Source organism: Granulicella mallensis MP5ACTX8, from assembly GCF_000178955.2.
Taxonomy (GTDB): domain Bacteria; phylum Acidobacteriota; class Terriglobia; order Terriglobales; family Acidobacteriaceae; genus Granulicella; species Granulicella mallensis.
This window is the reverse complement of sequence record NC_016631.1, coordinates 5,784,762-5,805,971: the sequence shown is the minus strand read 5'-3', so window position 1 is coordinate 5,805,971 and position 21,210 is coordinate 5,784,762. Positions and strand designations below refer to the sequence as shown.

Annotated in this window: 18 protein-coding genes; 6 read left to right on the top strand and 12 right to left on the bottom strand. The window is 60.2% G+C overall.

Annotated features, from left to right (window positions below):
- Positions 1-83 precede the first annotated feature (83 nt).
- Both ACIX8_RS22535 and ACIX8_RS22530 read left to right on the top strand, forming a co-directional pair.
- Positions 84-1,349 (top strand): lactonase family protein, encoded by a 1,266-nt coding sequence (locus ACIX8_RS22535; protein ID WP_014267706.1) that lies wholly within the window; start codon positions 84-86, stop codon positions 1,347-1,349.
- Between the two features lie 113 nt (positions 1,350-1,462).
- A complete protein-coding gene (locus ACIX8_RS22530; protein ID WP_014267705.1) occupies positions 1,463-2,731 on the top strand; it encodes a lactonase family protein in 1,269 nt (422 codons plus the stop codon).
- Positions 2,732-3,051: 320 nt separating this feature from the next.
- Here ACIX8_RS22530 and ACIX8_RS22525 read toward each other — a convergent pair whose 3' ends face one another.
- From ACIX8_RS22525 to ACIX8_RS22505, 5 genes are all read right to left on the bottom strand, one after another.
- The gene (locus ACIX8_RS22525) at positions 3,052-4,023 is read right to left on the bottom strand and encodes a dienelactone hydrolase family protein (protein WP_014267704.1); all 972 of its coding nucleotides are present in this window, start codon (positions 4,021-4,023) and stop codon (positions 3,052-3,054) included.
- A gap of 149 nt (positions 4,024-4,172) precedes the next feature.
- Positions 4,173-4,610 (bottom strand): DUF4870 domain-containing protein, encoded by a 438-nt coding sequence (locus ACIX8_RS22520; protein WP_014267703.1) that lies wholly within the window; start codon positions 4,608-4,610, stop codon positions 4,173-4,175.
- Positions 4,611-4,734: 124 nt separating this feature from the next.
- Complete coding sequence (locus ACIX8_RS22515; RefSeq protein ID WP_014267702.1) at positions 4,735-5,496, bottom strand: TIGR00266 family protein; 762 nt, start codon at positions 5,494-5,496, stop codon at positions 4,735-4,737.
- 136 nt (positions 5,497-5,632) lie between these two features.
- Positions 5,633-7,357 (bottom strand): coagulation factor 5/8 type domain-containing protein, encoded by a 1,725-nt coding sequence (locus ACIX8_RS22510; protein WP_190273721.1) that lies wholly within the window; start codon positions 7,355-7,357, stop codon positions 5,633-5,635.
- Positions 7,358-7,547: 190 nt separating this feature from the next.
- Positions 7,548-8,663 carry a hypothetical protein gene (locus ACIX8_RS22505; protein ID WP_150110714.1) on the bottom strand — a complete coding sequence of 372 codons (1,116 nt, stop codon included), beginning with the start codon at positions 8,661-8,663 and terminating at the stop codon, positions 7,548-7,550.
- 272 nt (positions 8,664-8,935) lie between these two features.
- Here ACIX8_RS22505 and pyrH point away from each other — a divergent pair, with 272 nt between their 5' ends.
- Positions 8,936-9,640 (top strand): UMP kinase, encoded by a 705-nt coding sequence (gene pyrH, locus ACIX8_RS22500; RefSeq protein ID WP_014267699.1) that lies wholly within the window; start codon positions 8,936-8,938, stop codon positions 9,638-9,640.
- 9 nt (positions 9,641-9,649) lie between these two features.
- On the opposite strand, the gene ACIX8_RS24925 is transcribed toward pyrH, so the two are convergent.
- The 4 genes from ACIX8_RS24925 to ACIX8_RS22480 form a co-directional block, all read right to left on the bottom strand.
- Positions 9,650-10,675: a nucleoside hydrolase gene (locus ACIX8_RS24925; protein ID WP_014267698.1), complete on the bottom strand. Its 1,026-nt coding sequence runs from the start codon at positions 10,673-10,675 to the stop codon at positions 9,650-9,652.
- 103 nt (positions 10,676-10,778) lie between these two features.
- Positions 10,779-12,026: an acyltransferase family protein gene (locus tag ACIX8_RS22490; protein WP_014267697.1), complete on the bottom strand. Its 1,248-nt coding sequence runs from the start codon at positions 12,024-12,026 to the stop codon at positions 10,779-10,781.
- A 110-nt stretch (positions 12,027-12,136) separates the two neighbouring features.
- Positions 12,137-12,790, bottom strand: coding sequence for a DUF4230 domain-containing protein (locus tag ACIX8_RS22485; protein WP_014267696.1), 654 nt, complete (start codon positions 12,788-12,790; stop codon positions 12,137-12,139).
- Between the two features lie 208 nt (positions 12,791-12,998).
- The gene (locus tag ACIX8_RS22480; RefSeq protein WP_014267695.1) at positions 12,999-14,627 is read right to left on the bottom strand and encodes an inorganic phosphate transporter; all 1,629 of its coding nucleotides are present in this window, start codon (positions 14,625-14,627) and stop codon (positions 12,999-13,001) included.
- A gap of 187 nt (positions 14,628-14,814) precedes the next feature.
- On the opposite strand from ACIX8_RS22480, the gene ACIX8_RS22475 reads away from it, so the two are divergent.
- Both ACIX8_RS22475 and ACIX8_RS22465 read left to right on the top strand, forming a co-directional pair.
- Positions 14,815-15,333, top strand: coding sequence for an O-acetyl-ADP-ribose deacetylase (locus ACIX8_RS22475; RefSeq protein ID WP_014267694.1), 519 nt, complete (start codon positions 14,815-14,817; stop codon positions 15,331-15,333).
- Positions 15,334-15,747: 414 nt separating this feature from the next.
- Entirely contained in the window at positions 15,748-17,226 is a 1,479-nt protein-coding gene (locus ACIX8_RS22465) for an FAD-dependent monooxygenase (protein ID WP_014267693.1), read from the top strand.
- Here the strand turns inward: ACIX8_RS22465 and ACIX8_RS22460 are convergent.
- The 3 genes from ACIX8_RS22460 to ACIX8_RS22450 are packed head-to-tail and all read right to left on the bottom strand — an operon-like array spanning position 17,191 to position 20,154.
- On the bottom strand, positions 17,191-18,519 hold the full coding sequence (locus tag ACIX8_RS22460; RefSeq protein ID WP_014267692.1) for a cation:proton antiporter: 1,329 nt from the start codon (positions 18,517-18,519) through the stop codon (positions 17,191-17,193). The genes ACIX8_RS22465 and ACIX8_RS22460 overlap by 36 nt on opposite strands.
- Positions 18,516-19,073, bottom strand: a complete 558-nt coding sequence (locus tag ACIX8_RS22455) for a hypothetical protein (RefSeq protein ID WP_223295419.1) — start codon at positions 19,071-19,073, stop codon at positions 18,516-18,518. The genes ACIX8_RS22460 and ACIX8_RS22455 overlap by 4 nt, the downstream gene beginning before the upstream one ends.
- 22 nt (positions 19,074-19,095) lie before the next feature.
- Entirely contained in the window at positions 19,096-20,154 is a 1,059-nt protein-coding gene (locus ACIX8_RS22450; RefSeq protein ID WP_223295418.1) for a purine nucleoside permease, read from the bottom strand.
- 164 nt (positions 20,155-20,318) lie between these two features.
- Between ACIX8_RS22450 and ACIX8_RS22445 the strand changes: the two genes are divergently transcribed.
- A complete protein-coding gene (locus tag ACIX8_RS22445; RefSeq protein ID WP_014267689.1) occupies positions 20,319-21,170 on the top strand; it encodes an aldo/keto reductase in 852 nt (283 codons plus the stop codon).
- Positions 21,171-21,210 lie beyond the last annotated feature (40 nt).

Genomic DNA, 21,210 nt, shown 5'->3' with positions numbered 1-21,210 from the left:
AAGGTTCGTACTCCTCCCCGAGACGGTTTCCCCGGATCTCGAACGCTCTAATCAAGCGGCGAGACGGGTGATGAAGGAAGCGCATGAAGTTGAGTTTGTATGGCCGTTTAGCGATGGCCCTGTTGGCATCGGTGGCGTTAGGATTAGGCATGACCGCCTGCGGCGGCGGCACCATCGGATACGTCTGGGTTCTAGGACAGCAGTACAACCAGATCGCTGGCTTTAAAGTGGACGATTTTACTGGCAATCTGACTTCGATTGCCGGCTCCCCGGTTTCTTCGAACGGAACGAATCCCGTCATGATGGTGGTAAAGCAGGGTGGACGGTTTGTCTACGTGATCAATCAGGGCACAGGCGGCGGTCCCGGCCAGAAGGGCACCTCTAGCGGCATCTCGGTATTCTCTGTTGGTGGTGACGGCGCGCTGACCTACCTGTCTAACTATGAGAGCCAGGGCTTTGTTCCCATGTGGGCGCAGTTCGATGGTGGTGGTACGTTTCTCTACGTACTGGACAAGTACGCTCCTGATGCAACTTGCGACTCCACCGCAGGCTCGACCTGCAACGGTTCGATCACGGTCTTTCAATCTGATCCGAATACAGGGCGCCTGACGTTGGTTCAGAATACCCAGTCGATTCCACCAAACAGCGCTGCCCCGACCTTCTTCGAGGTTGGCCAGGCTCCTATCATGATGAAGACCACGAACAGTTGCCTGCTTACCGTGAACTCGGCAGATCAGTCGCTCTCGCCCTACAGTATTAATAGCTCGACCGGGCAACTTAGCTTTACCGGACCGAAGACTCAAGCCCTCAATACGGTCTCCGCAAGCTCAATCAATGGCAATGGTACATATACATACATTACGGACACGGAACCTGGGGTAATTGTCAATGGCGGGCCAAGCCCAGGTCGTATCTACCCGTTCACTGTCGGCACGAACTGCAATCTGAATCCCGTTACCGGTGGTACTGTGCAGAACTTCGCAGGCACCTTGAATCCGGACTACTCGCTCGTAGATATCAGCAACAAGTATCTGTATGTCCTGAATCAGTCGACTACCAGCACGACTGTGGGTACTGCCTTCAGTTCGATGTCGGCATGGACGATCAATCCGACGAACGGCCAGTTGGCCCCGATTGCGGGTGCCCCATTCACGACGGGGTCCGGTCCGGTCTGTATGGTGGAGGATGCATCGAGTCAGTACATCTATGTCTCCAACCACAACGATGGCACTGTGACGGGTAAGGTGATTGATCCGACTACAGGCAATTTGAGTGCCCTGTCTCGAGGCTCAACCTTTACGGCTACGGGGCAGGCGACGTGCCTGGGATTCAGCGGCGCAGTCAACTAAAGAGAAAGACTCTACGGCAGGCCTGGCCTGCCGTAGAGAAATTTAAGTTCCCGGTCTTTGAGGCCGGTATTCAACAAGGGGCCGCTACGGCGGCCGGACGCAAGGGAAGCCCCATGAAGTTGAAAAGCATCGGTCGCGCGGCACTGGCCACGGGAATGTCACTGGCAATAGGGCTTGGCTCTACAGCGTGCAGCCGCGACTACACCGTGGCGTATGTTTACTCCATCTCATCGCAAAACGCGACGGTTTCAGCCTATGCTGTCGATTACCAGAGCGGAGCCTTGACGCAGATCAATGGTTCCCCGTTCTCAGGAACGGGCCAAAATCCGGTAGCCGTGGCCGTCACGCCCGATGGCAACTTCCTCTATGTCGTCAGCCAGAAGGACAGTAATGTGGTTGAGTATGCCATCGGCACGGACGGCAAGCTTTACGGACAGAACACCTATAATCTCACCGGCAGCTTCGGGACAGCGGCGGCTGTCGATTCTACCGGAACCTATCTGTATGTGACCTACCGGTTTCAGACGGGCTTCGGTTCGGGTTCGCCCGGACCAGGCGGCATTACGATCTTCCCGATCACCCAGTCGGGCAGCAACGTTGGCAGCCTGGGTACGGCGATCAATGTAAATGTTGGTAATAATCCGGTTTCTATCGCCATCTCGAATCCCACTGTTCTGAGCGGTGCTACCAGTTCCAGCGTGTACGCCTATGTCGTCGATCAGGAAACATCGACGACAGGCCCGTCGGTGATTGGCTTCCTGCAGAATCAGTCAAATGGTAACTTGACCCTGCTGCCTGGTTCCAGTTGCACCACGACTTCTCCGACTGCCTGCACGGGGGTTAAGGCAGGCGTACAACCGAGTGCTATTGTGGTCGAGCCGTCTACAAAGTATGTATATGTAACGGACGAGGCCTCAAATGCAATCATCGGTTATGGGATTAATGGAGCTGGGCCAACTGCAGGCGGTCTGACGGCGTTGAACAATAGTCCGTTCAGCACCGGCACTGGCACCGGACTTTTTCCTGTAAACCTGACGATCGAGCCACGCGGCAAGTTCCTCTATACCGCGAACCAAAACTCCAATACGGTGAGTGCTTTCGCCATCAGCATCTCCGATGGTTCGCTTAGCGGTGTAGCCACTACCGGCTCTGCGACTGTGGGTACTTCTCCAACCTGCGTTACCGTTGAGCCGGCGCTGGGTATTTACCTTTACACGTCGAATCTGGTCGATTCCAGTATCTCGGCTGAGAAGATCGATCCGAACACGGGTCAGTTGTCGGGTATCGATAACACACCGTTCACGACCGGCCAGGATCCAACCTGCGTTACCGCGGTTGCTAATGGCAACCACGCCCATGCACAGTCGGTCATCGTCAACTAGAACAGAAAGCTGCAAGACAAACGCCCCAGCCTATGGCTGGGGCGTTTGCTTTTGCTGCTACTCCTGGGCTGTTGTTGGTAAAAAAATCAAAAAAGGCGATGTCTTTGATTCGCCAGAGACTATCTAAAACTGGAACGCTATCTCGGAAACAATCACTTCTAAATCGATGTAAGCCAGCAGTTTTCTCATCTAGATCTGGCGGGTGTGCTGACCCCCCGTTCGTCGAATCGTGATGGTGTGTTCACTACAGCGTGAAGTGCAAACCGCGACGCTGAAGCGTCACGGTTTGCGCTTCGCGCTATAAGGAATGATTCATCACGCTATCGCACGCCGCCCAGTAGATCGACCAGCCGCCGGAACCCGGCGGCTCGCGCTGCGCTGTTAGGAGCGTTGGCGTCGGGAGCTTCGCCTGCACGCATGAAGCCGTGTCCTGCACCATCGTAGGTCACGGGTTCATAGGTCTTGCCTGCGGCCTTCATGTCAGTCTGGGTCTGCGGAATCGTTGCGGTGATGCGCGCATCGTTGCCCGCGTAGAAACCGTAGACCGGAGCGGTGATGCTCGGCATCGTGTCGGCTGGTGGCGGAGGGCCATAGAACACGAAGGACGCGCTCAGGTCCTTGCGATGTGTGGCGAATAGAAAAGTCTTGCCTCCACCCCAGCAGAACCCTGCCACATACAATTTGCCGTTCGCCGAGGGCAGTTTCTTGCCGTAATCAGCAGCCGCATCGAGGTCGCCTGTCACGACATTCGCGTCCAGTGCCGACACCGCCTTTACGACTGCATTCTGGTCGGGAAACGCGGCAGTTCCACCGGGCGACATCGCCATGTAGGCTGCTCCCGCTGATGGCGCGGGCATGTTCATGTGGGAGTGATCCTCCGTTGCTTGTGCGGATGTCCCCTTTGCCGCAGCTGTGGCTCCAGCAGTCTGGGGAGACTTTGCCGCATCGGCGGGCACGCCTGTCATCGGGGGCCCAAAGCCGCTCAGCAGGTCTGGCTCGACGACGATGTAGCCTGCGCCTGCGAGTTCGTCGGCCATCTCTTTGGCCCAGTCGCTCTGTCCAAAGATCTCGTGGATCAGGACGACGACGGGGGCCTTATCCTTGACCTCGGGGTACACAACAAACGCCTGCAGCGCTCGGCCATTGGACTCTTGAATGGTGACGTACTCACCGTGTCGAGGGCTCTTGGCAAGCATGGTTTTGGCCCAGTCCTGGGACACACACGGAACAGCACACGCGCCCAACAGGGCGACCGTTAGACCAGTAGAGAAGGAGGGGAGGAGTCGCATCATGCCAGCGAGTCTACTTGGCCCTTCTTGCAACTGCAATGGAGATTTATACGGACCCTCGATAGGGTCCTGAATCGTCGGCCACAGCAACGAAAGAAAGCCCGCTTCTCCGATTGCAGGAGAGCGGGCTTCCGTTCGTATTCGTTGCGAAACTAGACCCGATAGCCGGACTGCTGGGCTGCGAAGTCGCCGATGACAGGAAGCTTGAATACGCTACCCTGCGACGCTTTGATGATGCAGAGCAGCCAGCAAACGATCACTGCGAGATTGCCGATTCCTCCGATAATCCAACCGAAAACCGGAATGACGAAGATGAAGCCAATGCAGAACCATACGAGCGCCAGCCCAAGACACTGAAAGGCGTTGAATTTGATAAAGGGCTTCTGGTTATAGGGAGCCACTACGAGGAAGAAGATCGCCGGGATGATCGTGACGTAGGCCAGTGCTCCGAGCATGTTGTCGCTCAGGCCTTCGGCTACAGGTTGAACCGGAGGGTACTGCGCGGATGGGGGCGGGTAATTGGGGTTGGGGGTTCCCCAGGAAGGGTCGGTACCGGGATCTTGAGGCTGGCCGTTCGGTGTTTCATCCATGACGTGCTCCTCTATTATTTTTATTGGTTTGTGACAAAGCGTTTGATGCAAATCTGGCCAGATCTGTGGCCACAACGTACATCAAATTTCCTCGTTCAAAACAGCTTTGGGCCCAGACCTTTCACTATCGATTGTTGTCCAGCAGGGACCCAACAATTCCGCCTACAACTCCTGCTGTTCCAACGCGCCGGTCGCTGCCTTCGCTCGAGAGATAGGGTTGCAGCGCATGGGCCATGTTGGAGAGGGGCAGCGTCTGCAGCCAGATGCGTCCCGGACCGGTGAGGGCTGCGAGGAAGATGCCGTCGCCGCCGAAGAACATATTGCGAATGCCCTGAATACGCGTGATCTGGAAGCTCACGGATGCCTGAAAAGCCCCGACATGGCCGGGATGCACGCGCAGTGTCTCGCCGGGTTGCAGGTCGCGAATGACGACCTCGCCGCTGAGCTCCAGCCAGGCCGTGCCGTAACCCGCGACCTTCTGCAGCAGGAAGCCGTCGCCGCCGAAGATGCCCGCGCCCAAGGACTGCTGAAAGCCGACGCCGAGCTGAATCTGCGGTGTGGAGCACAGAAAGCCGTGGCGATGGATCATGAACTCATGCCCGGGGCCGACTTCGATCGGTACGATGTGCCCGGGGATCTTGGTTGCGAAGGCGACCTCGCCGGGATAGCCCTGCGCGGTGTATTCGCTCATGAAGAGCGTTCCGCCGCCGGCCATGCGCTTGATCGCGCCGAAGAACCCACCGCCGCCCGCCATCTGAGTGTGTGTCGACATCGCGATGCTCTGGGTCATCCAGCTCAGCTCGCCGGCTTCGGAGATGAGCGACTCGCCCGGCTGCAGCAGCGCCTCCAGCACCGGCATGGTGGTTCCTATAATCCTGCTTTGCATCGTTCCCGTTCCTTCCGTCTGCGTAGGATTTTGTTTGTTGCACAACATCCTACGCCAGGAACAGGGCCTAGGGAACAGGGCTCAGAGTCCAGAATGCTTTCTGAGCCCTGTTCCCTGGGTCCTGGGCCCTGAGGTTCTATGGATAGTTCGTAACCTTCGGAGTCACGCGCGGGGCTGTCGCGGTCGCTCCGCCTGTTTTGTTGATGACATTGCTGATCTCGCCCAGCTTATCCAGGGCGACCGTAATCATGTGGTGAAACCGAACGCCTGGCTGTTCCGGTACTTCAATGGCGCGGGTCAGAATGACGTTAGGCTTCCTGAATACGCTGTAGATGCCCAGCCCCCACGCCTCATGCGATGTCACGTTGTCGGCAACCTTGTAGGAGGCCCAGCCATTCGTGCCGGGAGCGCTGGTATAGCTTTCCTGGGTGGGCGGGTCGTACGGAATCTCGGACTGATAGAAGTACGTCCGGCCATGGTTGCCGTTCCAGAGCACCTGGTACTCCTGGTGATGCTCGACGAACAGACCGTAGATCGTTACCCGGTCGCCGTTGACGATCAGGCCGTTCGCGCTGAGGTTCTTGTCCCAGCCGACGCCGGAACCGTGGTCCGCGCGCCAGATCCAGGTGTGATCAACGATCGTATCGTTGCTGTTGATCGTCAGGTTGCTCGTGGTGCTTCCGACCGCTGCTCCACCCACACGAAAGAACACATCGTGCAGCGAGATCGGGTTCTGGGCGTGGCTTGCCTTGCTGCCTGCGGGACCGATTTCCAGCAGCACGGGAGACTTCGCGGCCCCTGCATCGAAGAGCAGCCCCGCAAGGATGATGCCGTCTGCGTCCGAGGTTGTCATCGCCGCGGTGCCTTGCGTCGGGCGGAGGGTTGCGAATCCCAGTCCCAGCACGACCGTGTTCGGACGGGTCACGTGCAGGGCTTCGGTCAACTCATAGATGCCGGGAGTCAGCAGCAGATTCTTGCCTCGGGCCAACTGGGCATTGATCGTCGCTGCAGTATCGCGGTCCGGCCGAGCGATGTAAAACTTCTGGAGCGGAATGTTTCTGCCCGGCGTTACGCCGGTGTGCCACGTGATGCCTGCGCTGTCCTTTCGCAGCTCCGGCACGCGCACGCTATAGTTGCCCTTCGCGTCGACCTGCAGAAACGGCTTCTCGCGGACGATGGGGGTCTGGGCGATCTTCGTGAACGGAGGCTGAGGCCACTCTCCATCAGGCGCATGGGCCATGCCGACGAACACCATGTTCCAGTTCGATCCCGTCCAGTTGTGCCACTCACTGTTTCTTGCGATCCACTGCTGCTGCGGACCGGCGTTCACGGTACCGTCGATCAGGTCATCGGCCATCCAGCCGCCGCTGGCCCAGCCGCCATTCTTGTGCAGCACCATGTCTCCGCGAATGTGCATACGCCGGAAGGGTGCGGCCTGAGAGACGGCCCAGCGCATCGTGCCGCCTGCCGGGGTTACGCTGAACCCCTCGGCGGTTCGCCAGAAGGTTACCGTCGCATTGTTGCCGCGCACGGGTTCGGCGCGTACATCGCCGGCGATGCGTACGTCGTCGGGCGAGGCTCCCAGGCCGATCACCTCGGTATAGAACCCGATCGGGACGTTTACCTTGTAGTCGCCGGGCAGAAAGAGCAGAGCATTGCGCTCCGGCCCGAACTCATTCCGCTGTTGCACGGTGTAGACCTTGTCGATCTGGGCCTGTATGGCCTCAGGCGTCATCGACGGACTGAACACCATGACGTTCGGCCCGAACTCCGGCTTCGCCTGTTGTGCAACTGCGAACCCGCCAGCCCAGGTGAGGGCACTTAGTATCCATCCGAATCCAGCTACTCTGCGCATGATCATGCCAGACATTCTAAGGGCATGAGGCAAGGATGGGATAGAGGACAAACGATAGTCTTGAATGAGAAATTGCAAAGATGCAGATCGAGAATGGATGCAGATGGAGAATAAAAGGGTAGAGACAGGCACCCATCTAAGCCGCAATATCTTATGCCGGGCCTGCCGTTATCCGATAACGGTGCAAAGGCCCTCTTTATTGATCCCATGGCTCCAGCCGGCGTCTCGCAAAGCCTCCAAACGAGACTATGGGCTCAAACCCTTTGAGCTGATCGTCCATGACCACTCCTCGCCTGACCTCTTGATCGCTGGCCGCATCTTCCCCGGCAATTCCGCAGATTCCGAGCACCACCTTATCGCGAGGAACGTCATCTTCCTTCCCTAATATCAAGAGATAGCGCCGAGTCTTCACCAGATGGGCTGGCTTGCGCAGCTTGCCGTCAAAGGGGGCTCCCGAAGAAAGAACTTTCTGGATGGAATTACTTCTCCATGGCGAATCTCCTTTGAGCCCGGCTATTACCCTTACTCGTGAACTTTCATACTCGATACCGTCGGAGTCCTTGCCAAGACTTACGCCATCTTCCAACGCTTCGACCGACACAATTCGGCTCGCATCCCGACCCAGGGCATACAGCGGCAGGGCACATCCTACCGGCATCTGTTGAGAGCTGGGTTTTTTCGGCGGGTCTCCCCAGGGAGATTCGTACAGATGCCAGGAATGAGCGGCGGGGTCAAGCTCCTCTAGGGTAAGGCAGGAACTCCAGCGGGTAGCGCAGGACAATTGAAAATCGCTTATTTTGGCTACGTCTTCAGAAGGCATGCTATCCGCGTAAGTCGCTCTTCCCATAAGGCAAAACGTGCAGCCTCCCGGTCTCCACGTGGTGTAGTCGGGGTGATGGCTCCGCTGTTCCTCCTGCTTCCCTTCCGGCATACCAAGGGAAGCCTGGCTTCGGACACTCATGATGAGCTCAGCGCCACAGCACACCGGTTGCGCGCCCTTCGCGAAGGGCGATTGCGTCATATCAATCCAGACTCCCGATCGCACAACGATCCCGTTCTGGACTAAGAACATCGCCTGCATCAGGCGTAAACCACCTCCCCATTGCCTAGGCAGGAGTCTAAAGGCAGAGAGGAAATACGTCGTTCGCGACGGCCACTCAACGGCGTTGTTATTGATTTGTGCTGTCAGGTCGTGCAGCGTAATGACGTACAGGCAGTCTTCAGGCGTACATGTGCCGTCATAGTGGCCCCAACGTCCCCAGTGCGCTATGAACCGCTGCGCATCGTTCCAATTGCTTTGGTGGAGGCGCAACGAGTGTATGTCTGAGAGCAACGATGCGGCTCGATGCACGAGAATACGTTGGCGGATCTCGCCTGCCGTGCAAAGAGCAAGGAAGATCAACAACAGCGTAAGGAGGCACCCTTGGACCATCCGCTTTACCCGGCGCATCCCCACCTCGCAGACTGGATTCCTGGTTTAGACACCGCAAAGCCCATCCGGGTTCGGAGCAGTGCGGAGGGACTAAAAACGATTATTGCCGCATGTAACGAATGGATGACAGGCCTAGTACACTTTGTAACAGAATGTATAAGAGAATCCTCCTCAAGCTATCCGGAGAAGCCCTGGCCGCCGGCCGTGGTTTTGGCGTCGACGCTGTCTTTGTAAGCGCAATCGCGAATGAGATCGCCGAGGTTGCCCGCAGTGGCTGTGAGATCGCGATTGTCGTCGGCGGCGGCAACTTCTTCCGCGGCGTCGCCGAACAGGCCGTTCACATGGATCGTGTCGCTGCCGATCATATGGGCATGCTCTCTACGGTCATCAATGCCATCGCCTTACAGGACGCCATTGAGAAGACGGGCCTGTTCTGCCGGGTGATGTCCGCTATTGCGATGCACCAGGTCGCCGAGCCCTATATCCGCCGCCGCGCCATTCGGCACCTCGAAAAGGGCCGCGTCATCATCTTTGCCGCAGGCACCGGCAACCCCTACTTCTCCACCGACACCGCAGCCAGCCTGCGCGCGATGGAGATCGGCGCCGAGGTCCTGCTCAAGGCCACCAGTGTCGATGGCATCTATACCGCCGACCCCAAGATAGACGCCGACGCCGTCAAGTTCGAGCAGATTACCTACATGGACATTCTCAAGCTGGGACTCAAGGTCATGGATACGACTGCGGTGTCCCTGTGCAAGGACAATAACCTGCCGATGATCATCTTCAGCATGCGCGAGAAGGGCAACATCGCCCGCGTGGTGAAGGGCGAAAAGCTGGGCTCGCTGGTAACTGCGTAGAACAGGCGATTACTTGTCTGTTCGCGCCGGTTCTTTTGCGAGAAAGCCCGTCGTGTGGGCATAGCCGTCGAAGAGCGCGGAGAACGTCTCGTTCGAGGCCGCGTTGGTCAGCACGTAGTGGCCGGAGTCGACGGCGGTGGACCATCGGTCCGCGCCTGTGGCGGCATCCACCGTCACTGTTCCCGGCGCGCTCTGCGTGAAGTAGGTTGTCCCCTGGTAGGCCAGGCCTCGTACCGCGAACAACGCGGAGAGCATGTCCCACATGGGGCGCTGATCTGTCTTGGCAAGCTGCAGGCCGTAGCGTGTGGGATTGACCGCAGGCGAGGCCTTGGCCGGAGCTCCGGCCAGGATGTAGAGGCCGTTCGCGAAGCCGTTCAGGTAGACCGGCGGATAGCCGTGCTGGCGTGTCCACTGCGAAAAGAGCGCGTGAAAGCCCGGGGCATCGCATTCGAAGTTCCACTCGGTTCCCGACGGATACTTGCCTCCCATGACCGAGAGTAGCTTTACCTTCTGCTTGACGAGTTCGGCTCCGCTCAGCGGACTGATGGCATCGGCGGGGCTGGCTAACAGGCGATTGAGGCACGTTGCAAATCCCGTCGCTACGATGGCCACGCTGTGTGGTGGCTGCTTTGCCAGCGCACTGCGATAGACCGCGACACAGTCGGGATAGTGAATGCGCGTGTCGCCGGGATCAAAGCGTGCGACCAGCTTCTCCGTCCATTGGCTCTCGTTACAGGCGTTCTTCCTGCACAGTACGTTGGAGGGATCGTTACCCTGGTTCGCGCCGACGGGCATCTGCGGATGGCCAGCGTAGTTGGCGAAGAGCTTGAGCGTAGGGGCCGAAAGAGGGTTGGCCGAATCGGCGACCATGGCGAGGATCTTGATCTCACCGCGGTCGGCGAGGGTGTGCAGAATGGGCAGCGTGGCTACGCAATCGACGTCCTGCGAGCAATCATCGTCATAGATGAGCCGCTGCTGCGCCGGAACCGGCGTGCGGAACAGTAGAAGGAAACACAGGACAATCCAAACGCGCATACATGCATTTTATGGCTTGGCTGAAGCCATGCCCTTAACGAAACAGTGCCCTAGCAGACTGCTTGCAGTTTGGTTTTACTCAAGAGCCATTTGGTGACAGGTCCTAGACTATTGCCGCCGCGCGCTCTTTTTGGGCTGCCCGTTTTTGCTTCCACCAGGCTCCGATGGCCAACTGTGCTGGGTGCTCCACAAATCTCCTCACCGACATGGCCAGAAGTACGACGAACACATACGAGATCCACGGATCGAATCTCGCTACATGCAATTTCTCCGGCACATGGTTCTGGTGAAGCAGGATGAACACGTTGAAGTGCAGCAGGTAGAGGCAGTAGGTCGAAGTGCCGATGGCTACCAGGGGTCGAATGGAGAACACGCGGGCCAGGGGGCTGGGGCCGGAGAGCCCGAGGATGATGGCTCCGAAGATCGGGGTCAGCAGGCCGCCGTGGATCATGATGTAGGGCAGCCGCGTCGCCAGATGATAGGTCACAAACCAGGCTGCCGCGAAGCCGCACAGTCCGACGATCATGCGTCCGCGAACGCCAAGCTTTGCTGCCTCATGCAGGCGCCCAAGGGTCAGCCCCGCGAGGAAGGTGCAGACGTAGGGCAGCGGCGTGTACTTCAGGGTGTTGATCCAGAAGCCGTCGCTGTAGCGGTCGGCCATATGGCCGAGATGATCGGGGTCGTGCAGCACGTAGATCGAGTGCGGAATCATTCCGACCACCCACAGAATGGTGAGCATCACCAGAAGCTTGCCCCAGCTCCGTGGCCAGCGCAGCCGCATCAGCCAGGGAAAGGCGAGATAAAGCATCACCTCGCAGGAGAGGGTCCAGGTGACGGTATTCCAGAACGTGGCCAGCCGGGGAAAGCAGCCCTGCAGCAGCAGCGGCGTCAGCACGACGCCTTCATAGAACTGCGTGTGCGAGCGGACGTGCCACTCCGCGATGAGCATGGGGATGGAGACGATGAGCGTCAGCACGTAGACCGGATAGAGCCGCGAGAAACGGGCCATCCAGAAATCAAGGGGATTCAGCGGCGCGGGCCGGTCCGCGTAGTTGTAGGAGAGGATGAATCCCGAGATCAGAAAGAAGAAGCTGACGAAGACGTAGCCGATATCGATCAACGGGTAAAGCGAGAGCCAGGGATGGGCCTCCCAGCGCAGTCCCGCCGGCGTGAAGTGGAAGAGCAGAATGGTCAGCGCCAGCAGCGTGCGGAGGCCTGTAAGCGCGGGCAGGGGAGGCTTGCGTTCGCTGCGTACGGGAGCGGGTTGCAGAGCTGCGGCTGCTTCTCCTGTCGAGGTCGGAGCGGGTGGGAAGGCGGTGGAAGCGGTCGGGGCCGAGGCTAGCTGTGTCATGCGATGCATCCCGCAGGATGTGGGTGGTACGATTTTGCGCCAAGCAAAGTTTCGGGGGCTCGCGGCGCGGTTTCAGTGGACCGCGCCGCTGACTTGGAGATTCTCACGCGCTACTTCACCTCGACGTGCTCGAAGCCGAGGCCTTCGAGCATGGCTGTTACGGTTGACCGCGCGTTTTTCGACGCGGCGTCGAGGATTCCGTCGGAGAGGGCCGCCGTCTGCAACTGCTGCTGTGCCTTGGCCCGTGTCTGGCTTTCGAGATTGGGGTCCGCGGCGACGAACAGGCCTGTGTCGCGTGCATAGACGCGTGTATGCGCGTTGTCGATGGTGGTAAGAAAGACCTGCGAGGGCGGGAGTGTGAGCTTGATCGAACGGTCGCCTGCGCCTTCGGTGATTTGTACGTCCTCGGGCTTCATCTGGCTCATGTCGACACCGGCGATCGTCTGTCCATGCACGATCATAAGGATGCGGTCTCCGGCGAGTGCGTCGGGGAGGACCGGGCTTGATTTATCGCCTTCAACAACGGTGTCCAGCGAGTAGACGACACTCTCCAGGCGGCTCAGCCGCTGCACTTTCTCGATCACCATGGGCGCGGAGACTACATTCAGCGGCCTTCCGGTGATCATCGACGCCAGTTTGCCGGGGAAGCCCTGACGTGCGTGGTGGACGAACATTCCAAGCACCACCGCGCCGAGTACGAGTGCCAATACCAGGCCAGAGAACATTCCCGGTCCACGCCGGCCATAGTCGTACTGCGTCGTCATTCAACCTCCGGATTTACTGCGTGCATCATCCGCAATAGTATCGCGTTGGGTTGGGGCGCAGGTGTTTGATGGTGCAATCGCCTTCGGACTCGATCCCGCCCATACGCATCGGCAGTATCGTTGCGGCACGATCGGTACTTACAACTGAGATGCTGCTTAAACAGATCACGGCAGCCGAAGCTGCCGTGATCTGTTGATAAGGGGAGAACTAACCGGCGATCTTGTTGAAGACGAAGAACAGGCAACCGGAGAGCAGTGCCGCTGCGGGGAGGGTGAAGACCCATGCCAGGGCGATGTCACGGACCGTCGACATCTGCAGGCCGCTGCCGCTGGAGGCCATCGTTCCGGCGATGCCGGAGCTAAGCACGTGGGTGGTACTTACCGGGGCCCCGTAGGTATCGGCAAGCCAGATGGTGATCATCGCGGTGATTTCAGCGGAGGCGCCCTGAGCGTAGGTCAGGTGCGTCTTGCCGATCTTCTCGCCGACGGTGACGACGATGCGCTTCCAGCCGATCATGGTGCCCATACCCAGGGCCAAGGCAACTGCGACCTTCACCCAGGTGGGGATGAACTTGGTCGACTTGTCGAGGAAGGCCTTGTAGTTGGTGATGACCTTGGTGTCGTTATCCGAGAGCTTGGGACCGAACTTGGGTAGCAGGGTGATAGCCGCGCTGGTGAGGTACATCTGGTTACGGACGTTGGCCTGCATCCCGGCGGGGACGTTGCCCAGCGAACCGTAGTTGGTGGCTTCGTTGCGGATGTCGGTGACCATCTGCTCGAGGGCGAGCATGGTCTGCGGCTGGTACTTGTGGTCGGAGACGAAGCGCTCGAGTTCAGCTCCCGTGTCGCCGACCGTCGCGGTCGGATCTACATAGTTGTGCAGCGCTCCGGCTACCTGCGTGGAGACGGCGGCGAAGGTCTGAACCTCGCTCCGGCCGACGGTGTGGTTGAGCGCGTAGGCCGTGGGGACGGTACCGACGAGGATGAGCATGATGAGGCCCATGCCCTTCTGTCCGTCGTTCGATCCGTGGAAGTAGCTGACGCCACCGCAGGTAAGGACGAGCAGGGCGCGAATGTAGAACGGTGGCGGCGCAGTGCCTTCGGGAGCCTTGTAGAGGCGTGGGTCACGAGCGACCAGCTTGAAGAAGAAGAAGAGCAGGGCGGCCATGCCGAAGCCCACGAGGGGGGAGACCAGGAGGGCCTTGAAGACCTTGATGACCTGATCCATATCGACGCCGCTGACGCCCGACCGGCCATGAATGAGCTGGTTGGCAACGCCGACGCCGATGACCGAGCCGATCATGGTGTGCGAGCTGGAGGCGGGCAGGCCTCTCCACCAGGTGGCGAGGTTCCAGAGGATGGCGGCAACCAGGAGGGCGAAGACCATCGCGAAGCCCGAACCCCTGCTGACCCTGAGGATCAGTTCGACGGGGAGCAGGGTGACGATGGCGTAGGCCACGGTACCGGAGCTCAGAAGCACGCCGATGAAGTTCATGATGCCGGAGTAAACCACGGCGATATGAGGCTCAAGCGAGTGCGTATAGATGCAGGTTGCGACGGCGTTCGCTGTGTCGTGGAAGCCGTTTACGAACTCGAAGCCCAGCGCGATGAAGAGCGCGATGCCCAGCAGGATGAAAGGGAACACCGAGGCAGAGTGGACGACGGAGAGGTCCGCGCTCAGATGGGTCCCGATGTAGATCAGGCCGATGAGCAGCATGATGCCGAAGGCGATTGCGCCCCATTTTCCAGGGGAAGAGTGCGCGAGCTTGCTGTCGAGCAAGGAGCCTTGCGGGGAGGTGGCGGCGAGAACAGATGGGTCAGATACTGGAGTTGCCATAATGGGTTCGCCTTGCGGAGTTCAATCGAAGATAGATGCTGGTTGGTTCCAGCCTAGACCTCAGATTGAGCCCAAAAATGAAAGCTACGTTAAGTTTCAGTCGGGAAATAAGCGTACAGCGGGAAGCCGAGAAGCGGCGCGCTGGGTATTCTGATGCATCTGAGAGGCGTTGCGCAAGGGGGATGCGATGGCGGAGTTGAAAGTAGTGCGGGGCGACATTGCCAGGCTTCAGGTGGAGGCTATCGTCAATGCTGCCAACAGTTCGCTGCTTGGAGGAGGTGGCGTGGACGGGGCGATTCACCGTGCCGCCGGGACGGAGCTGGTGGAGGCCTGCCGAAAGCTGCACGGCTGCAAGACCGGGGATGCCAAGGCGACACCGGGGTTTCGGCTGCCCGCACGCTGGATCTTTCACGCCGTCGGGCCGGTTTGGAACGGGGGAGAGCGCGAAGAGCCGGAGAAGCTGGCGAGCTGCTACCGGCGTTGCCTGGAACTGGCTCGGGAGAAAGGGGTAAAGACGATGGCGTTTCCGGCGGTCTCGACCGGGATCTACGGCTACCCCAAAGAGCCGGCTGCGGAGATCGCCGTGCGGGTGTGTCGCGACCTGGCAGATGAGTGTGGGGTGGAGCGCGTCGAGTTCTGCTGTTTCGATGAGGCTACGGCAGCGGTCTATGAACGGGTGCTGGGGCCGGGAAGTGAACTAGCGTAAACGCTAGATGCTCCCTTCCAACCCCCTCCACAGGATCGTCATCCTGAGCGAAGCACCTCGCGCTTTTGCGAGGTGCGGAGTCGAAGGACCCCGAGGGGCTTGATCTTGCCCAGGAGGTTGGGACCTTTTCCAGCACGAAGGTCCGGGCTCGAGCGTTGGAGGTAGAAAAGGTGCGAAGGGTATGGGCAGGGCTGCAAACCCTCGGGGTCCTTCGACTTCGCGTCCCCAAAAGCCGGGACGCTACGCTCAGGATGACGATTCTGTGGAGGGGGATAAAAATGCTGTCCGCGGCTGCGCAAGAGGAGAGTGAGAGTAATTTCTCTCCCCATTCTTAAGATATAGCCCACCGGGGGGCTTGCGGCAAGCCCCGGATCATGACGTAGAGTCGGAACCTTCTGGAATGGGAGGAACGACATGAATGCGTTTTTGACGAAGGATAAACATGCAGTGGTGATCGCCGGGGGCGGTCCGACGGGGCTGATGCTGGCGGGCGAATTGGCGTTGGCCGGGGTGGATGTCGCCATTGTCGAGCGGCGCGCCAGCCAGGATCTCGTTGGCTCGCGGGCGGCAGGCCTGCATGCGCGCACCCTCGAGGTCCTCGACCAGCGCGGAATCGCCGATCGATTCGTCTCGCAGGGACAGAAACATCCCTGTGTGCGCTTTCACGTGTCCCTGGACATCACCGACTTTCCTGCCCGGCACAACTACGTCCTTGGGCTGTGGCAGAACCATACCGAGCGCCTCCTGGCCGAGTGGGTCGGTGAGCTGGCGGTGCCGATCTATCGCGAACGTGAGGTGACGGGCTTCGCGCAGGACGATACCGGCGTCGATGTCGCGCTCTCCGACGGTCGGTCGCTTCGAGCGGAGTATCTCGTTGGGTGCGATGGTGGTCGCAGCCTGATTCGCAAGGCAGCCGGTATCGAGTTCCCCGGGTGGGACCCGACGACGAGCTGGCTGCTCGCCGAAGCCAGGATGGCTGCGGAGCCAAAGTGGGGATTTCACGAGGATGCGGTCGGCACCCATGCGATCGGCAAAGGCGAGGGCGGGACGGTCCGGGTCGTGCTGGTCGAACCGCAGTTGCGGCTCGACAACGAACCCACCCTGCGCGATGTCAGCGAGGCTCTCATCGCCGTCTACGGAACCGACTATGGGATTCACAGTCCTGTCTCGGTCTCCCGGTTCACCGACATGACACGGCAGGCGGCGGCCTATCGCGACCGGAGGGTGCTTCTGGCGGGTGACGCCGCGCATGTGCATCCTCCGATGGGAGGACAGGGCCTCAACATCGGCGTGCAGGATGCGGTGAATCTGGGATGGAAACTGGCCCAGGTGGTTAAGCGGACATCGCCGGAAGAGCTTCTGGATACCTATTACGCAGAGCGCCATCCGGTTGCTGCCCGCGTATTACTCAACACGATGGCGCAGAGCGCGCTGCGGTGTTCGGACGATCGCACCAAGGCCCTGGGTACCATCGTCTCCGAACTCCTCGGGACGGAGGAGTCGCGCAGACGAGTCGTCGCGGAGATGTCCGGCTTGGGCGTTCGTTACGACCTCGGCGAGGGGCACCCGCTGCTCGGACGCCGCATGCCCGATCTCGACCTGGTGACAGCCGACGGCCCACGGAGGGTCTTCACCCTGCTGCATAAGGCTCGACCGGTGTTGCTCAACCTCGGTGAGCCAGGTGGCTTCGACCTCACTCTCTGGACGGATCGCGTTCAGATGGTCGATGCCAAATACGTGGGTGCATGGGAGCTTCCGGCAATCGGGGTGGTCACGGCTCCAGCTGCCGTTTTGGTTCGGCCTGACGGATATGTGGGCTGGGTGGGGGAGGGAACCCTGGTGGGTCTTGCTGATGCGCTAACGAGATGGTTTGGATCGCCTGCTGTGGTGTAGCGCATCGTCGAACGCCTCCAGCGGCCGGTCATTCCCACCCCAGCGCTCGGAGAGATCCAGCAGCGGAACGGTCATGGCCGTCGTCACGAGGGCCATGAGGACGAAGAGGGTGAAGAGGAGCGGGGTGAGAACCCCCTCCTTGTAGCCGACGTTCAGCACGATCAGCTCGACGAGGCCACGGGTGTTCAGCAGGATGCCGATCTGCGTGGACATCTTCCACTGCATGCCCGTGGCCCGGGCGGCGAAGATCGCTCCTCCGATCTTGCCGGTGACGGCGAGCACCAGAATTAGCGCGAACCACTCCATGCTGCCGAGAGAGAACGTTCCCGGCTGCATGCGCAGACCGGTCATGGCAAAGAAGACCGGGAGGGCTATCCAGGTGATGGGCCGGAATGTCTTTCGGAAGGCCTGCTCCAGTGGTGCGGCATCGCTGGAGGTGAGGGGGATGCAGATGCCGGCGAGAAACGCGCCGAAGAAGGCATGCACTCCGAGAGCCTCCGTAATGCGGGCGCTGAGGAAGGCGAAGGCCACGGCTCCGGGTAGCCAGAACGCTATGCGCGGGCTGGAGCTCCTGACCAGCAGCCGCTTCGCGAGCGGTCGCACCAGAAGTAGCATGACCGCGAGATAGGCCAGCAAGGCAAGCAGCCGAAGTCCCGTGGCTGCAAGGTTGTGGTCCGGTTGCTGGCTGTGCGTCAGGTTGAGAGCCAGGGCGAGCAGCGACCACGCCAGCAGGTCGTTGGTTGCGGCACAGATCAGCGCGGTGGTGGCCGTGGAGGGATCGATGCGGAGGCGGGTAGACTTGCGCTCTTCGATAATGCGCGCGAGCACCGGCAGCGCTGTAATGCTCATCGCAATGCCGGTGAAGAGCAGAAAGCCGAGCGGCGAGACATGGGGTCTTCCGAAGCGTGCGCGAAGCATCGGAGAGACCGCCGCTCCCAGCGCAAAGGGAAGACCGACGTTCCCCAGGAGGATGGCCAGCGTCGATCTGCGGTTTCCGCGAATGGTGGCGAGGTCCAACTCCGCTCCACTCAGGAAAAGAAAGAGCACGAGGCCGATGTTGCTGACAGTCTCCAGGGCCTGCAAGTGAGTCGCTGGAAAGAGAGCTGCGAAGGTCGCGGGAAACAGGTGGCCGAAGGCGAGGGGGCCAAGTAGCAGGCCTCCGGCGATCTCTCCCACGACGCGCGGCTGGCGCAGCCGTTGCAGGGCGTAGCCGCAGAGGCTCGTCACACAGAGAATGGCTGCCACCTGCAGGACGGGCAGCAGAAGCTGAGACACGAGGTCCGGAGCGGTCACGGGCTGGTCTGTTTGCGACGCTTTTGCGCGGCGTTGAGGAGGATGGCCAGCTCGATGAAGAGCAGGACGAGTCCGGTGGGAAGCATGCGGGTGCCGAGCATCGACGGCCAACCGAAGCGGAAGTCCGCGTGCCAATCGAAGAGTGTTAGCCCCAGGCCGCCGAAGAAGAGCACGGAACCCACCCAGCGGCGGAAGCGCGGTGTAATCTCGCTCTCGCCTTTGTGCTGGCCTCCGGCAACCTCTCGCACAGGTTGCTGTCCTAACCCGTACCGGTCATAGATGCGGCAACGCAGCGTGGGATGGAGCGCCACCTGCTGCGTAGCATGCACTTCGGCTGCGGGCAGGGAAGAGAAGACCGTGCAGAAGGAGTGGCCGGCAGATATGTCGTCTTGCGATGTGATTGGTTGAACGATGGCGCCTGCGTAGAGCACTGCAAATTCGCCGTCGGCCATGCGTTCGTTCCAGCTTTGGGGCTGAGCTGCTGGATCGAATAACAGCAACGTGCGTGGCTGTTTGGCCGGCACGACGGCATCTCCTGCTGCTGAGAGAGCCATGTAGAAGTACAGACTACAGGATTCAGTTCCCCGGAATCTGGCTGTAGGTTGTGTCCCAGTGCGTGAGGAGGTTGTGCAGCACGGTGCTGCCGCAGAGCCAGGCGGATTCCAGTGCGAGCCTGGTGCCGATGTAAGGCGCTGTGACCGACTCGACTGCATCGTGGCCAGGCTGCTGCATGGAGTAGTTACTGCCGGTACGCAGCACCAGCACGCGGTTCGAATCGACGCGGTGCATCTTGTCGAGGCGTTCGATGGCGTTCATGAAGCCTGCGTCTTCCATCTCGGTCATCACAAAGGTTCCCTTGCCCTCAGTGTAGAGCTTCACCCAATCCTCGGCGTACTGGGTCATGATCTTGCCGTGCCAGTAGTAGTCGGAGGCGAAGGTGTCGCCCATGAGGACGAAGGGCGGGCGCTGGGCGTTGGGATATCCGGTGAAGCCCTTGCGGAACTCGGCTACGGTGGGGTCGTCGCCCAGCTTGAGGTCTTTGGTCTGCGCAAAGGCCCAGGCGGCGAGCTTCGGGTTCAGCGGATAGAGGTTCGATCGCATCCAGTCGGCCTTGGGCAGGGTGGCGGGTTTGGGGGCAGAGGCTCCGTTGGGGAAGATGCCATAGGGCCAGGTGGCGGGGGCCTCGCGGGGATCGATCGCGCGGGCCACGTCGTTGACGACGTAGTTGGCCCAGGCGGCGGAGCCGATCGAAGCGCTATGGGGATCGACGCCCGCGATGCCGTTGATCAGGAGATAGGCGTGGCTGAGGTCGAAGCGCGGGTCGAGGCCGAGCGCCATCATGGAGGCGGTAGCGTTCACCAGCGTCGTTCCGCTGACCATGCCGAGGATCGTGTGCTCGGGGTTGGTGCGTAGCGGGTGCACGCCGCCGGGGAAGTCGATAATCTCCGTCAGGTGTTCGCGCTCGACCCAGAACTGGAACTCTCCGGGGAAATCGCCGGTGTCCTTACCGACCTCAAAGGTCGCGATGACGACCGCCCGAATCGGCCAGGGTTTGGCTTCAGCATGAAGGGACGGGGAAAAGAGTATCGCAAGCAGGAAGAGGATGGCCGGGACGCAAGGGGCGGGTGTGCGCAAATGGAGCTCCTGGAGAAGGGGAGATGCAGTCTTGATGGGTTCAGAGTAACGCATTCGTATCCGTGAACAGGCCGTTAATCGGTGGCCGGAGGGGAAAGGCTGGCATCGAGTGACGCCTCTCAAGCATCTGAAGTTGGCAACAGAGCAGCATCCTGGAGAAAACAATGAGCACAATACAGAAGACATTCAAGATCGGCGGCGACCTGGAAGTGAACCGCCTTGGCTACGGAGCGATGCGGCTGACCGGCAAGGGAATCTGGGGCGAGCCCGCAGACGCCGAAGAAGCCAAGCGCGTTCTGAAGCGTGCCGTGGAGTTGGGCGTGAACTTTATCGATACGGCCGACAGCTACGGGCCGGATGTGAGCGAACGCCTGATCGGCGAGGCACTCTCTCCCTATGCGAAGGGGCTGGTGCTTGCGACCAAGGCCGGCTTGACCCGGCAGGGACCGGACCAGTGGCTGCCGGTAGGCCGTCCTGAGTACCTGACCCAGCAGGTAGAAATGAGTCTGCGCCTGCTGAAGACCGACGTGATCGATCTGTGGCAGTTGCACCGCATCGATGCGAAGGTCCCGGTGGAGGAGTCCCTGGAAGCGGTGGCCAAGCTGCAGAAGGCGGGCAAGATCCGGCACATCGGTCTGAGCGAAGTGAAGCCGAAGGAGATCGATCAGGCTCGCAAGGTGGTCGAGATCGTCAGCGTGCAGAACATGTACAACGTCGGCGACCGGCAGCATGAGGATGTGCTGGAGTACTGCGAGAAAGAGGGCCTGGCCTTCATTCCGTGGTTCCCCGTGGCGGCCGGCAAGCTGGCCCAGCCGGGCGGCAAGCTGGATGAGGTGTCGAAGCGCCATGGAGCGACCGTGTCGCAGCTCTCGCTGGCATGGCTGCTGCACCGGAGCCCGGTGATGCTGCCGATCCCCGGTACCTCGTCGGTCAAGCACCTTGAGGAGAATCTGAAGGCCGCTGAGATTTCGCTGTCGGATGACGAGATGCAGGAGATCGAGTCGGCGGCGAAGTAACGGAACCGCCCCTATGAAGCGGGATAGGTGCTAAGGACGA